This is a genomic window from Flavobacterium gelatinilyticum (assembly GCF_027111295.1).
Classification (GTDB): Bacteria; Bacteroidota; Bacteroidia; order Flavobacteriales; family Flavobacteriaceae; genus Flavobacterium; species Flavobacterium gelatinilyticum.
This window is the reverse complement of record NZ_CP114287.1, coordinates 4606528-4621538: the sequence shown is the minus strand read 5'-3', so window position 1 is coordinate 4621538 and position 15011 is coordinate 4606528. Positions and strand designations below refer to the sequence as shown.

General features: G+C 34.2%; 14 protein-coding genes. 8 read left to right on the top strand and 6 right to left on the bottom strand.

The window, feature by feature from the left end:
* Positions 1-43: 43 nt before the first annotated feature.
* The 5 genes from OZP11_RS19995 to OZP11_RS19975 form a co-directional block, all read right to left on the bottom strand.
* Positions 44-814: a 3'-5' exonuclease gene (locus OZP11_RS19995; protein ID WP_281232259.1), complete on the bottom strand. Its 771-nt coding sequence runs from the start codon at positions 812-814 to the stop codon at positions 44-46.
* Between the two features lie 175 nt (positions 815-989).
* Complete coding sequence (locus tag OZP11_RS19990) at positions 990-2366, bottom strand: dihydrolipoamide acetyltransferase family protein (protein ID WP_281232258.1); 1377 nt, start codon at positions 2364-2366, stop codon at positions 990-992.
* 84 nt (positions 2367-2450) lie between these two features.
* The gene (locus tag OZP11_RS19985; RefSeq protein ID WP_281232257.1) at positions 2451-3614 is read right to left on the bottom strand and encodes a glycosyltransferase family 2 protein; all 1164 of its coding nucleotides are present in this window, start codon (positions 3612-3614) and stop codon (positions 2451-2453) included.
* A 31-nt stretch (positions 3615-3645) separates the two neighbouring features.
* Positions 3646-4827 carry a BamA/TamA family outer membrane protein gene (locus OZP11_RS19980; protein ID WP_281232256.1) on the bottom strand — a complete coding sequence of 394 codons (1182 nt, stop codon included), beginning with the start codon at positions 4825-4827 and terminating at the stop codon, positions 3646-3648.
* Positions 4828-5030: 203 nt separating this feature from the next.
* Positions 5031-6218, bottom strand: coding sequence for a DUF5009 domain-containing protein (locus tag OZP11_RS19975; protein ID WP_281232255.1), 1188 nt, complete (start codon positions 6216-6218; stop codon positions 5031-5033).
* Positions 6219-6301: 83 nt separating this feature from the next.
* On the opposite strand from OZP11_RS19975, the gene OZP11_RS19970 reads away from it, so the two are divergent.
* Positions 6302-7078, top strand: coding sequence for a tyrosine-protein phosphatase (locus OZP11_RS19970; protein WP_349293768.1), 777 nt, complete (start codon positions 6302-6304; stop codon positions 7076-7078).
* 3 nt (positions 7079-7081) lie between these two features.
* Here OZP11_RS19970 and OZP11_RS19965 read toward each other — a convergent pair whose 3' ends face one another.
* Entirely contained in the window at positions 7082-8494 is a 1413-nt protein-coding gene (locus tag OZP11_RS19965; protein WP_281232254.1) for an undecaprenyl-phosphate glucose phosphotransferase, read from the bottom strand.
* Between the two features lie 125 nt (positions 8495-8619).
* Here OZP11_RS19965 and OZP11_RS19960 point away from each other — a divergent pair, with 125 nt between their 5' ends.
* The 7 genes from OZP11_RS19960 to OZP11_RS19930 all read left to right on the top strand — a co-directional run bounded on the left by OZP11_RS19960 (position 8620) and on the right by OZP11_RS19930 (position 14942).
* A complete protein-coding gene (locus OZP11_RS19960) occupies positions 8620-9585 on the top strand; it encodes a T9SS C-terminal target domain-containing protein (RefSeq protein WP_281232253.1) in 966 nt (321 codons plus the stop codon).
* Positions 9586-9964: 379 nt separating this feature from the next.
* Positions 9965-10363 carry a hypothetical protein gene (locus OZP11_RS19955; RefSeq protein WP_281232252.1) on the top strand — a complete coding sequence of 133 codons (399 nt, stop codon included), beginning with the start codon at positions 9965-9967 and terminating at the stop codon, positions 10361-10363.
* Entirely contained in the window at positions 10360-10947 is a 588-nt protein-coding gene (locus OZP11_RS19950) for a hypothetical protein (RefSeq protein WP_281232251.1), read from the top strand. Before OZP11_RS19955 ends, OZP11_RS19950 begins: the two co-directional genes overlap by 4 nt.
* Before the next feature lie 263 nt (positions 10948-11210).
* Positions 11211-13073 carry an ABC-F family ATP-binding cassette domain-containing protein gene (locus OZP11_RS19945; RefSeq protein ID WP_281232250.1) on the top strand — a complete coding sequence of 621 codons (1863 nt, stop codon included), beginning with the start codon at positions 11211-11213 and terminating at the stop codon, positions 13071-13073.
* A gap of 110 nt (positions 13074-13183) precedes the next feature.
* Positions 13184-13606, top strand: coding sequence for a four helix bundle protein (locus tag OZP11_RS19940; RefSeq protein ID WP_281232249.1), 423 nt, complete (start codon positions 13184-13186; stop codon positions 13604-13606).
* A gap of 53 nt (positions 13607-13659) precedes the next feature.
* On the top strand, positions 13660-14145 hold the full coding sequence (locus OZP11_RS19935; RefSeq protein WP_281232248.1) for an FKBP-type peptidyl-prolyl cis-trans isomerase: 486 nt from the start codon (positions 13660-13662) through the stop codon (positions 14143-14145).
* A gap of 17 nt (positions 14146-14162) precedes the next feature.
* Positions 14163-14942, top strand: a complete 780-nt coding sequence (locus OZP11_RS19930; RefSeq protein ID WP_281232247.1) for an O-methyltransferase — start codon at positions 14163-14165, stop codon at positions 14940-14942.
* Positions 14943-15011: the final 69 nt, after the last annotated feature.

Below are 15011 nucleotides of genomic sequence, written 5' to 3'. Positions count from 1 at the left end.
TTAAAAAAAACTCAGAACCTTAGAATCTTAGCAGCTTAGAATCTTATTTCGTATTTAACTTTCTCAATTTAATTCCTGTCAAAACTTTTTTGGTATACAAAGGAAAATCGGCGTTTTGAATCCAGCTGAAATACCCCGGTTCTGTTTCAAGGACTTTTTCGACTTTTGCTCCTTTATGTTTTCCGAAAGTAAAGATTTCTTCATCGTCTTTATCAAACGCGATCATTCCGGCAAAATCGGCTATTTTTTTACGGGTTGTAAATTCAGACAAAGATTTCATATCATTTTCCAGTTCAGGATAACGATCCAATTGCGCTTTCAGGATTTCGTATGTTGCCATTGTATCTGCTTCTGCTGAATGGGCATTGTCAAGAGTTTTTCCGCAGTAGAATTTTAAAGCTGCACTAAGTGTACGCTCTTCCATTTTATGAAAAATAGTTTGTACATCTACAGAAACTTTATTTTTCATATCAAAGTCAACTCCGGCACGAAGCAGTTCTTCTGCCAAAAGCGGAATATCAAAACGATCGGAATTAAAGCCTCCCAAATCACTGTCTTTTATCATATTATGAATATGCGGCGCCAGTTCTGCAAAAGTAGGCTCATTAGCCACTTTTTCATCTGTAATACCGTGTACAGCCGTAGTTTGGGGCGGAATTGGAATAGTAGGATTAACAAGCCAGGTCTTGCTTTCTTTATTTCCGTTAGGAAAAACTTTAAATATCGAAATTTCTACGATTCGGTCTTTACCGATATCAATTCCTGTTGTTTCAAGATCAAAAAAGCAGATTGGTTTGTTAAGTTTTAATTCCATTTTTAATTTTTATAAGATTACAAATGTAATTTTTAAAGGCGAGTTTTCCGCCCTTAATTCTATTTTTTTGACCAAAATAAGGCTATTTTTTGGATTTTGACTTTTAAAAACGAATAAAAAAACCCGAAAAAAATATTTCATTTTTTCGGGTTTTAAAATTTATTTTACGAATCTCTTAGAAATCCCTATCTATATCAAAAGCTTCTAAATATTCTGCTACTCTTTTAACAAAACTTCCTCCTAAAGCCCCATCAACTACTCTGTGATCATAAGAGTGAGACAAGAACATTTTCTGACGGATTCCAATAAAATCACCTTCCGGAGTTTCGATAACCGCAGGCACTTTACGAATAGCGCCCAGAGCTAAAATTCCAACCTGAGGCTGATTGATAATAGGCGTTCCGAAAACACTGCCAAAAGTTCCAACATTCGTAACTGTATATGTGCCGCCTTGTGTATCGTCCGGTTTTAGTTTTCCTGCTTTTGCACGGTTTCCTAAATCATTAACCGCTTTTGCCATTCCAACAAGGTTTAACTGATCTGCATTTTTAATTACAGGCACAATTAAATTTCCGTTTGGTAATGCTGCTGCCATTCCTAAATTGATGTTTTTCTTTTTGATGATATAATCACCGTCAACAGAAATATTCATTCCAGGGAAATCTTTTAAAGCTTTTGCAACTGCTTCCATCATAATTGGTGTGAAAGTCAGTTTTTCTCCTTCTCTCTTTTCAAAAGCTGTTTTTACTTTATCTCTCCATTTTACGATGTTGGTTACATCTACTTCAATAAACGACTGTACGTGAGCAGAAGTTTGTACAGAAGCAGTCATGTACCCTGAAATCAGTTTACGCATTCTGTCCATTTCGACAATTTCATCGCCTCCGTTTACAGAAACCGGAACTGCCTGCTGGCTTTTTTGAACCACCGGTTCAGCAGCTTTTGGAGTTTCAGTTGATGCCTTTGGAGTTTCTGCAGCTTTTGGAGCTTCTTCAGCCGCTTTTGGAGTTTCAACAACTGCTTTTGGAGCTTCAACAAGTCCGGCTTTGCGGTCTTCTATATATTTTAAAATATCATCTTTGGTTACGCGGCTGTCTTTTCCTGAACCCTGAATATTTTCAAGTTCAGCAACAGAAACACCTTCTTCTTTTGCAATATTTTTTACTAAAGGAGAAAAGAATTTTTCAGAACCCGAAAAATCCTGCGGTGCCGCAATATCTTCTTTTACTGTTTCGATTGATTTTTCGATTTCTGCAGCTTCGGCAGGAACAGCAGTTGCTGCTGCAGCTGTCCTTACAGGCTCATCACCGCCTTCGGTTTCGATAATTGCAATAGTCTGCCCTACCTGAACTAAATCATCTTTGCCAAATAATTGTTCAACTAAAATTCCTGATACTTCGCTGGGTACTTCACTGTCAACTTTATCAGTTGCAATTTCAAGTACTGCTTCATCAGCTTCAATTTTGTCTCCCACTTCTTTCAACCAGTTGGTAATGGTTGCTTCAGCGACGCTCTCTCCCATTTTAGGAAGCTTTAATTCAAATCTTGCCATATTGTTATTCTAAAGGGTGATTTTGATTTTACGATTGCGAAATTACTGAAATTTTTAAACATAAATTATACTTAATATAATTTTTTAGTCAATTTTCACGATTTGCCCCCTGTCATTTCTTGAATCGCTTCCGATAACAAAACTTGTTCTTTTAGGGAAAATCTTAAAAGTAATGTTCTTATCTTTAAGAGTTTCTATGATATTGATACATTTTTTAAATGAAACATACTGATTATCCAAAATGATCTCTGTCCTTCTGCCCTTTAAAATCGGGAACGAATTTACCAATTTTTCTTTTTTTAAATCTAAAAAGCTGACTTTATTTTTAAAATTGGAAGCCATTTTTTCGACCAAAATTTCATTTTCCGAATAAAAAATAAACGTTTCTGGCACCGGTTTTAGTCTTGGTTTCCCCTGAAACATTTTCACAAAAGAAAAAAACCACGTTCCGAGCCGGATAAAAAGACTAAAAAAGAAGGATTTCTTAAAATGTTTCTGATAGAAAAAATTCATGGCATCCTGAAAACGTTTCATATACAATTCATCTTTAACAGTACTTTCGCCTTTGTAATGCAGCACGGTGGTTTCGTGAAAATAGTAATTGTCTTTTTTCTTCAAAAGTGCCCTGTACGACAAGTCAATATCATCTGCATACATAAAACAATCTTCATCAAAACCATTTAAATCCAAATACAATTCTCTCTCCATGAACATAAAAGCGCCTACCAGAATCTCTACTTTTCCGGTTTGGTTTTCTTTTAAATGCTGTGCATAATACTGGTTGAATAGTTTTGAATCCGGGAAGATTTTATACAACCCAAAAATCTTTGTAAAGGCAACCCAGGGCGTTGGAATGCCGCGTTTGCTTTCGGGCAGAAAACTTCCGGTTCCGTCAATTAATTTACAGCCGATAATTCCTAAGTTTTGTTTTTCTTCGGCGAAACCCAAAATCTTTTTAAAAGTATCTTCGGCGACCACTGTATCCGGATTTAAAATGCAGACATACCTTCCGTGAGCTTGTTCAACTCCTATATTATTCCCTTTTGGGAAACCAAAATTTTCTTTGTTTTCGATGAGTTTTATTTCCGGAAACCGGGTTTTCATCATCAGACAGCTGTCATCAGAGGAATTATTATCAATTACTATTATTTCGGCATCAAGGTCCAAAATGGCTTCCTGAACACTTAAAACGCATTGTTCCAGAAAGTAACGCACATTATAATTTAGGATAATAACCGATAACTGCATGAATTTTTTAGCAAATGGATTTTGGGGAAAGTTAGAAATTTTCGGCCAAACCTAACCGCAAAGACCAGTCGTTTTTACTAATTCCGTAATCGAGAATCAAATTGCTGTTGTTTTTTTTATTCCATTTTATGCGCAAGCCTGTACCCACAGCCGGATTCCATTTTTTAAAATCGTACGTATCAAATTTTGACACCGAAGAAATATTGGTAAAAAACACTGCGCCCCAAAATCCGTTTTTGGAAATATCCGTACGATATTCGCTTTCAAAATAAATTAGGGCATTACTTCGAAATCTGTTTCGGGTAAATCCACGGCCTGTTTTCCCTTCTCGATCCCAGCCAATACTCGGCAGATCTAAATAATGCGGTTTTCCGCCAAAAGTCGACCAATAAAAAGCCCTGTAGGCCAAAACTCTGTGTTTGTATTTATGGAAAGAATGATATCTGCGGGCATCGATGTAAACAGAATTCCATTTTTTCCCTTCAACACCGCTTGTGTTTATTCGGTAATCGGCTTCTATATACATTCCCTGTTCCGGATTTACGTTGTTTTCGCGGGAATCATAAAGTCCCTGAACAGCAACTCCAAAGGAACTTTCGTTAGAAAAATCCCCATTCATATATTTGTAATAATCTGTTGGTTCAGAGATATACGAATCTTCAGAAATATTCTGGTAATTGTCGAACAACAATCCAAGTCCTGCACGGTAATTTCCAACAATTTTTCGGGTTGCAAACTGGTAAAACCGCCATTGCTGATAATCGAGGGTCGACATTTTTTCATCTGTATTATGTCCGCCGAGACCATACGTATCCTGCGGATAAATCATAAACCGATAATCTCCTGTAAAATTCCAGTGATTGTCTTTTGTATAGATGTAGGACTGAACAGGAAAAACATATTGTTTTGTAAAGCTGAAATAAGGCGAAAAAGAAACCTGTGACATTTTGGTGGTGTTGCTGTCTCCAAGATAAAAAGTCGTTAGAAATGAAACCACCAAACCGGCACTTTTATTCGCATCGATAGGAACCGGAAGCAGTGAGAAAACTACTTTTTTATTCTGACTCTGACGGATTGAATCGTTTTTATGAAAGAGTTTCAGCAGTACATCTAAAATATCTTTTTTATTATCTGAAACAGAATCGTTCTGGCAATAGCCGAAATGCATCTGAAAAAAGAAAAACAACCCAAAAATAATTTTCGCATTTCTCATAAGATAAGTTTTTCAAAAACAACATCTTACAAATTTAAAATTTTATTCAGAATAGTTTTGACAGGGGTTTCATTTTGTTTCAGGTTTCATGTTTCAAGTTAAACCGAAACGCAAAAAACTGAAACTTCAAACCTGAAACCTCAAACTTGAAACCTCAAACCTGAAACCTCAAACCTCAAACCTCAAACCTGAAACTAAAAAAACTACAAATGCAGCTGAATTTTAAATCGGTTAAAGATTTTCATTACATACAGCATAATAACTGAAAAAACCAGCGACCAGATGATTCCGGGAATGCCTTCGCGAAAATATTCCGGAATAATTTCGATTTTTAGAGTTTTATTAAAATAATAGATAACGCCGGGCAGGATATAAATCAATAATGGATTTGCAGCGGCAGGCATAAAAAATTCGCTCCATTTTGTTTGTTTTTTGATTTCCATCAGCCAAAACAGAAAATAAAACAGGATAGCGCAAATTCCGGCAGAAAGCATCGTCCATGATGGAGTTCCTTGTATTTTCGAGATTCCGTAAAACGGACGCAGAGCAAAACCTGCAGTGAAAAATAAAATAATAAAAATAATGACAGACCAGTTGATTCGGGTTTCGATTTTTCTGTCAAAAAACAACAACGATATTATTACGCCAGCTGTAACTAATGAGGCATGAGTTAAATGTCCGGCAATAAAAGCAATCCATTCGGGTAATACTATGCCATTGGTTAAGTTAACTGAATTAGCGGCAACACAAACCACCAAGAAGGCAATCATAGCCCATAATCTTCCCGAAACCAGCCAGTAATAAACTACCGAAATAAGATACGCCCATCCTATTAAACCTAGGATTCCCCACCATTTTGACGTAATTCCTGTCTTTCCCGTATCTTCCTGAACATATAAAAAGTAAAGTGCAGTTAAAACCAGCATACCGCCGTATTGCAGTATGTATTTTAGCCAAAGCGGAAAATCTTTTGGATATTTATTCCAGACAGGAATTGGCATTGCGTATGCCAAAAATCCCCAGAAAGCGGGTGCAATAATCATTTTTGAAGCATCGTAACCATATTCGGCATTTACCATATAAACCCCAATAATGATTAAGGCCAATGCACGTTTTAAAGTATGCGTCCAGATTATTTTAGGGCTGTCGCCTTTGATCAGCCGGGCATTAAAAGCAAACGGAACCGACATGCCGACAATAAATAAAAAAGCAGGAAAAACGAGATCAACAAAAGTCATCGCATCGGCATCGGCAGGCATGTGCTTCATCCATTGAGGCACGTTTTGAATACTTGCCAGTTCATTTACAAATATCATTACAAAAATAGTGATGCCGCGCAGCGCATCAATCGAAATAATCCTTTGATTATACAAATTCTCTTTAATTTTCATAAAAACTGCTTTTTATCAAATATAGCACAATTGCAAAACCGTATTACATGGGTTAATTATTATTTTACATTTATCTTTTTAAAGTGCAGACAAAACAAGATCAATTCTTTACTTTTGCGGCCATGTTATCATTTTTTACCTCAAAACCTTTTTTAAAAGATCTTTTAGCAGGAAGCTATATAGATATTCATTCGCATTTACTTCCGGGTATTGACGATGGAGCAAAGACGATAAAAAAAACCATAAAACTGGCCGCAGCGTTTCAGGAACTTGGTATTTCGCAATATATTACCACACCGCATATTAATCATTATGTATGGGATAATTCTGAAACCGATATTCAGGAAAAACAAAAGGAAACAAAACTTTTACTTGAGGAAGAAAATATCAAGCTGCCTTTTAACGCTGCAGCCGAATATTTTATGGATGACTGGTTTGAAAATCATCTGAAAGAGCAAAAACTGCTGACTTTAAAGGACAATTATATATTGGTTGAGATTTCTTATTTAAGCGCACCGCTAAATCTTTATAAAATGATTTTTGATATTCAGCTGGCTGGTTATAAACCGGTTCTGGCGCATCCGGAAAGGTATTTATATTTTCATAAAAACTTCAAGGAATACGAAAATTTAAAAAAAGCAGGCTGTCTTTTTCAGTTAAATTTATTGGCTGTTATGGGTTATTACGGAAGTGAAATCACTAAAACAGCTGCACTTTTACTTAAAAAAGGAATGTACGATTTTACAGGAACTGATGTACATCACAGCAAACATATCGAAGCTTTAAACCAAAGGATTAAAATAAGCGAAACTTCAAATTTAAAAGAAGTCATTGCTAATAATCAGTTTTTTAAATTTTAAAAACTAATAAGCGTTTTCTTCTCCTTTAAGGATATTAATTATGGTTCTTACTATAATTTTTATGTCAAGCAGTAAACTCCAGTTTTCGATATACCAAATATCGTATTCTACCCTGTTTTCCATATCGATAAGTTCTTTGGTTTCGCCGCGATACCCATTTACCTGCGCCCAGCCTGTAATTCCGGGTTTGGCAAACTGACGAACTAAATAATTATTTATCAGCTCACTGTATTCTTTTGCAAGGTTTATCATGTGCGGACGTGGTCCAACAACCGACATATCGCCCCAAAAGACATTAAAAAACTGAGGAAGTTCGTCAATACTCGTTTTACGAATAAAAGCCCCAAATTTCGTTATACGGCTATCTCCCTTTCCGGCCTGTTTGTTATGTGCCAGATCGTTTACGTACATACTTCTAAATTTCAGACATACAAACTCACGGTTATCACGTCCGGAACGTTTCTGCTTAAAAAAAACAGGTCCCGGCGATTCTATTTTAATAATAAGCATTACTATAGGAAACAGCCACGGAAATATCAACAGGATTACGAGTGCTGAAAAACAGACATCAAAAGCTTTTTTAATCAGCCTGTTAGCTGGGGATTCTAAAGGTTCTCTGCGCAGCATTAATACGGGAGTATTTTCGTAGAAAGTAATTTCTACCTTGCTTGATTTTGTATACAGCTGAAAATCCGGAATAAACTTAATACGAACCATATTCTGCTCACAGATTTTTACAAGTCTGTTTATGATTTCGATATTATCAATATGCAGTGCAACATACATTTCGTCAACATTTTCTTCGACGATAAAATCCTGTACAGCATCAAAATTACCTAAAACTTTTTCAGGAAAATCAGCATCCGGTTTTTCATCAAAAAAACCTAAAAATTTATAACCGTAAGTTAAGTCTTTTGCCAGAATCTTACGCATTTTTTCGCCCGTTTCATTAGCGCCAACAATAATAAAATTCCTAAAGTTGTATCCTTTTGCCCGTATTCTTTTTAAAAGCTTCATAGATACGTATCTAGAAATCAATAAAATTCCAAAAAAGAAAACGTAAAACAATAATAACCTAAGTCTCGAAATATCAGAGAATTTTAAGAAAACAACAAAAATGGCTATTAAAGACGCGTGTATAATCAGTTTCTGGATGGTTCGTTTTAAAATAGATTCGATGCGCTCAATACGAATCATCTGATGTGAATCTTTATTAAGAAGCAGTCCAATCCAGATTAAATTAGCAACAAGCGAAACGGTTTTTTCTTCTTTGATGAAAAGTTCGTCTAAGCTTCCAAATCTGGCTAAAGCAGAAAGAATAATGGCAGTATTGAGTAAAATCACGTCCCAGCATACAAACAAAAGTTTGAAATAACGGGACATTCTAAACCTGGATAATTCTTCTAAAATTCTCATATTTCGGGGGCTGAGATTTGGGCTTACACTTATGGCTGCAAAGTAACATTTTAATTATATTAATAATCCTATTTTTTTTACTATTCTTAAAAAATTACTTTTGCCTTAACCTAAACTTAAGGAAAATGTGCAGGATTATTTTATTTCTTTATTTCATCTCTTTATCTGCTTATGCCCAGACTTCCGGCTGTACAGATCCGCTTGCAAAAAATTACAATGACGCTGCTGCAGAAAATAACGGAACTTGTCTCTATAAAACTTTAAAACTAAAACCGGAATATTCTATAAAATTAAGCGACACGATTAAAGAGACTTCGGGCTTAACAGCTTTTGATAATTTACTCTGGACACATAATGATGATCACGACAAAACCATTTACGGACTGGACTCCTTAGGAAAAATAAAAAGAAAAATAGTGCTGGATCAGGTCATCAATCATGACTGGGAAGAAATTTCGCAGGACAGCACACATATTTATATAGGTGACTTTGGAAACAATTACCGAGGAAACCGAACCGATTTGAATATCCTGAAAATCGAAAAACAATCTTTTCTCAATCAGAATCCGGTTATCAGGAAAATTACTTTCAGCTACGAAGACCAAACGGATTTTTCGGCTCAAAAACCCAACTCAACCAATTTTGACTGTGAAGCTTTTATTGTTTCCAAGGACAGTATTTATCTTTTTACCAAACAATGGAAATCTTCTAAAACCGCAGTTTACGTCCTGCCTAATGAAACCGGAAATCATATTGCAAAATTTAAAACTACCATCGACACAAATGGTTTAGTAACCGGAGCCGTTTATCTTGAAGACAAAAAAATCATAGCACTCTGCGGTTATTCTAAAACCGGAAAAACGTTTCTGTATCTTTTATACGATTTTAAAAACTTTGATTTTTCATCAGGAAACAAACGCCGCATAAATCTTAAACTTCCGTTTCATCAAATTGAAGGTATTACCACAAAAGACGGTCTCCATTATTTTATTACGAATGAGTCTCTGGTTCGCAAACCAGTTTTGAATACTCCGCAGCAAATTCATTATTTAGATTTGAGTTCTGTGCTGAAATCGTATGTCCGTAAATAATTTATTCAATAGAAATTGATTATTAATACTTCATTACCAAACACTAACTTTATTTATTACACTAGAATTACTTAACTTCAAATTGTATAAAATATTATGTCAATCTTGGCTAGACAACTACACAACAATCGTTATGTTTTTGGAATTTTATTAAACCTCTATTTCTCATTCAAATTCAAACATAAAACAGGTATATCTACTTGACTAAATTCCACTTTAAACACTTATATTTCAATATTATAAACATCAAAAAAAGAACTATAAAAAAAAATATTTAGATAGGTCAACGAAATCTTAACATGTAGCATAAGATGAAGGAAATTGGACTTATTGAAACCATTATCGTAGATAAAAATAAACTGTATAAAATATTTAAAAAATGGGAGAGTTTTCAGTTAATTCATACAAGGAAATTTTAGAAACTCTTTGTGCGATAGAGTTAGAAGATGGTAAATTTCGAGAAAAACGTTTTTGGATTTGTCTATACTCGATTATTATAGCTGTTGTATTTTTAATAATCTACGCATACATAAAAGAGAATGTTGAAATTCTCTATTCAGGTGATACAGTAAAGGTCTTTTTAATCCCAATTTTTAGCTATCTATTTATGAGCCTACAGGAAGACTCTATTTCAGAACGCAAGGTTAATTTATATGAAGCCTTTAAAAAATTATATCAAAATGAAGAAGGAATTCCTCAACAACTTACACAAGTATCAATAACTAATCAAGAATTGAGCGAAATAATCAGAGAGTTGATAAAACAAAAAATGCTATGAAAAAAGATTTAAAAAATGTAAAGCTTATATTGCTAGGATTAATAACAACTGTTATTCCAATACTTTTTATATTTCAAGCTGAAAATATTGACACCAAAAATTCTAAATTAGTAAATTTAAAAATAACTAACGATAGTCTTGTACTATCTAATAAATATAAAGATTCTCTCATTTCTTTTCTAAAAAGAGATGGTAATGAACAACCTAAAGATACTATTAGAATTAATTTTAATCCTGCAATAAATATTCCTAAAAGTGTGGATTATTCCAAGAGCTTAGATGCCATCAATCAGTCTCTTAAAAATATTATTAATGATGAAATTAAAAAAAGTTCCAGTAGAGAAAGTAATCTTATCTATATAAAGAGAATTGATTCATTAAGAAAAATTATAACAGAACGAAATAGAATTACTCAAGAATCTCTCAAAAAATCAAAAATTATAGAAAATAGAATTTTGCAACTTTGCCAAGATCCTAAAACTACAAGAAAAGAAATAACCAGGCTCCTGAGTCAATTTGAAATACTGTGTTACGATATTGACACCATCAACAGCAACACTAAGTGGAAAAATATTCTTGATTAATGATTTGTATAAAATCATAACTAACCAAATTAGCAAATAAAAATCATAGAAAAATTAAACCTACAAAACAACAACAATCTAAAAAGAAAACCATTTAAAATTTCAAACCAAAAAGATAGCCATTTGCTATCTTTTTTAGTTTAAATTCAAAAGGCTATATTTGCGGTCAATTTAAAGAAAAACAGCACAAAAACGCTGTACAAATAATTCAGAAAACAACATATTTAAAATGCTGTATGATCTGATTTAAAAAATAAAAAAACATGAACTACTTATCTGTAGAAAATATATCGAAGTCATTTGGCGAAAGAGTCCTTTTTGACAACATTTCTTTTGGAATTAACAAAGACCAGAAAATCGCTTTTATTGCTAAAAATGGTTCCGGAAAAACCACCATTATGAGCATTATCAATGGTTTGGAGGAGCCGGATACCGGACAGGTTGTTTTGAGAAAAGGAATCAGAATGGCGTTTCTTTCGCAGGACAATAACCTGCAGGATGAACTTACGATTGAAGAAAGTATTTTCGCTTCAGACAATGAAACGCTTAAGGTAATCGAAGCGTACGAAAAAGCACTGGAAAATCCTGCTGATGAAGAAGCCTATCAAAAAGCTTTCGATGCTATGGATCAGCACAATGCGTGGGATTTTGAAACGCAGTACAAACAGATTTTGTTCAAACTAAAACTGGAAGATTTTAAGCTGAAAGTTAAAAGCCTTTCGGGAGGACAAAAAAAACGTCTTTCACTGGCTATAATCCTAATCAATCGTCCGGATTTATTGATTCTGGATGAGCCAACCAACCATTTGGATCTTGAAATGATCGAATGGCTTGAAAGTTATTTTGCCAAAGAAAATATTACATTGTTTATGGTAACGCACGATCGTTTCTTTCTGGAACGTGTCTGCAATGAAATTATCGAATTAGACAACGGAAAATTATACCAATACAAAGGAAATTACTCGTATTATTTACAGAAAAAAGAAGAAAGAATCACTTCTGAAAATGCCAGTATTGACAAAGCCAAAAACTTATTTGTAAAAGAATTAGAATGGATGCGCCGCCAGCCAAAAGCGAGAACCACCAAATCTAAATCACGTCAGGACGATTTTTACATTATTAAGGAAAAAGCACAAAGCCGACGTAAAGAAAATAAAGTAGAGCTTGAAATTAACATGGAAAGAATGGGAAGCAAAATCATTGAGCTTCACAAACTTTCTAAAAAATTCAAGGACAAAATTATTCTGGATGATTTTAGTTTTGATTTTCAGCGCGGCGAAAGAATCGGGATTATTGGTAAAAACGGAACAGGAAAATCTACTTTCCTGAATCTGTTAACAGGAACAATTCCGCCGGACAGCGGACGCGTTGTAAAAGGCGATACTATAAAAGTGGGTTATTACACACAATCGGGAATTAATCCAAAACCAGGGCAGCGTGTAATTGATGTGATTAAAGAATACGGAGAATATATTCCGCTTACAAAAGGAAAGATTATTTCGGCTTCTCAATTATTGGAGCGTTTTCTTTTTGATGCCAAAAAACAATACGATTATGTTGAAAAATTAAGCGGAGGCGAATTAAAACGTTTGTACTTGTGTACGGTTTTAATCCAAAACCCAAACTTTTTAATTCTCGATGAGCCTACAAACGATTTGGATATTGTAACACTGAACGTTCTGGAAAGTTTCCTTCTGGATTATCCGGGATGTTTATTAGTAGTATCTCACGACCGTTATTTTATGGACAAAATCGTCGATCATTTATTTGTTTTTAGAGGTCAGGGCGAAATCGAAAATTTCCCCGGAAACTATTCTGATTTCCGTGCTTATGAAGACAGTGCCGATGTTACTCAAAAAGAAGAAACAAAAGCCGAAAAGAAAGACTGGAAACAAAACAACACAACCGGAAATCTGACTTTTAACGAGCAAAAAGAATATCAGAAAATCGAAAGAGAAATTAAAGATCTTGAAGCTGAAAAAGCCAAAATCGAACAATTATTCTCTGACGGAAAAGTAGCCGATGCCGATATCGAGAAAAAAGCCGGCGAACTTCAAAATATCATTAATAAAATTGAAGCAAAGGAAGAGAGATGGTTTGAGCTCTCTGCTAAAATTGAAGGATAGTTAGTTTTCAGTCGCAGTTTTTAGTCGCAGTCGTTGTGTGTTAGTAAAAATATATCTATAAAAAAGTAATCTTTTTCCTCTTTTTTATTATTCTTGCAAAAAATAAAAAAATGGATTACAAAGAATTACTGGCTTATAAAAAGTCATTTGAGATTGCTATGGAAATTTTTGAATTATCAAAAATATTTCCAACAGAAGAAAAATATTCGCTGACCGATCAAATAAGAAGATCTTCGCGAAGTGTTACAGCTAATATTGCAGAAGCATATCGAAAAAGGAGATATATGAATCATTTTATAAGCAAACTGACTGATAGTGATGCTGAAAACTCTGAAACGAATACATGGCTGGAATTTTCTCTGGCTTGTAAATACATAAGTAAAGAAGTGTTTGAATCGTTAAACACTAAAAATATAGAAATTGGAAAACTAATAAATTATATGATTAACAATCCAACAAAGTTTGGATGCCAAAATAACAAAACTGAAAAACTAAAAACTCAACCCAGTCTGAAAACTGAGACTGAAAACTGAGACTGAAAACTGAGACTGAAAACGAAATAATTAGTCATAAAAACAATAAAAAAATGAAACACCTTATATTAACCCTGCTATCTGTTGTTCTCCTAAGCTCATGCGCAAGCGATAAGGATGAAACAAAAGATTACACTGCTCAAAACGAACAGGAAATTGTTGATTATTTAGCTGCAAACAACCTTACTGCAGAAAGAAATAATTCTGGTTTATACTTTATTATTGAAGAACAAGGTGAAGGTGAAAAGTTTCCTGAAGCAACTTCAAATGTGACTGTTGTTTACAGAGGATATTACACAAACGGAAATACATTTGACGAAAGTGATCCGGATGCAGAAACAGAGGAAGAGAAAAAAGGTGCGTCGTTTGGTTTAAATCAGGTAATACTGGGATGGAAAGAAGGAATTCCTAAATTTAAACCAGGAGGAAAAGGCAAACTTTTTATTCCTGCACATTTAGGCTACGGCAGCCACAATTACAACGGTATTCCCGGAGGATCTGTACTTATATTTGATATTACATTAAAATCAATCAACTAAGATATTCCTAATTCAGAATGCTGTTTCAAATTAAATCGTATCTAAAATTTCTTTGGGAATCTAAAAACGAACATGGAGTTCATTCTCCGTTTGTTTTTAATTTGCTGACCAAATGTTTTTACGACAAAAAACCAAAACCGGAATATCAAATTCTAAAAAAATACCGAAAATCACTTTTAGAAAACAAAAACTTTATTGACGTAACCGATTTTGGAGCCGGTTCAAAAGTCTTTAAATCAAACCGAAGACAGATTTCTAAAATTGCTTCAACTGCAGGAATTTCGCCAAAACGTGCCGAATTATTGTTTCGGGTAACGCAGTATTTTCAGCCAAAAAACATTCTGGAAATAGGAACTTCTTTGGGTTTGGCAACTTCTGCCCTGGCTTTAGGGAATCCCAAAGCTAAAGTGGTTACAATTGAAGGCTGTCCGAACACAGCAAATGCTGCACAAAATCAGCTGGCTGAATTTGATTGTAATAATGTCGAAAATGTAATTTCTGAATTTGAATCTTTTTTAATTTCCGAGAATATTCAAGCTGTAAATTACAACCTAATATATTTTGACGGAAATCATTCTAAAAAAGCAACTCTAGCATATTTTGATCTTTTATTGCCAACAATAGACAATGATTCTGTTTGGATTTTCGATGACATTCATTGGTCAGAAGATATGGAAGAAGCTTGGGAAATCATTAAAAATCATCCTCAAGTAAAAGTCACGATTGATACTTTTCAATGGGGATTTGTATTTTTTAGAAGAGAACAGCCGAAAGAGCATTTTATAATTCGAGCATAATTTTTTTTAGCTTTTCAAATATTTATAACAGAGTAATTACACGGCTTTTCCCTAGAACAATTAAACAAG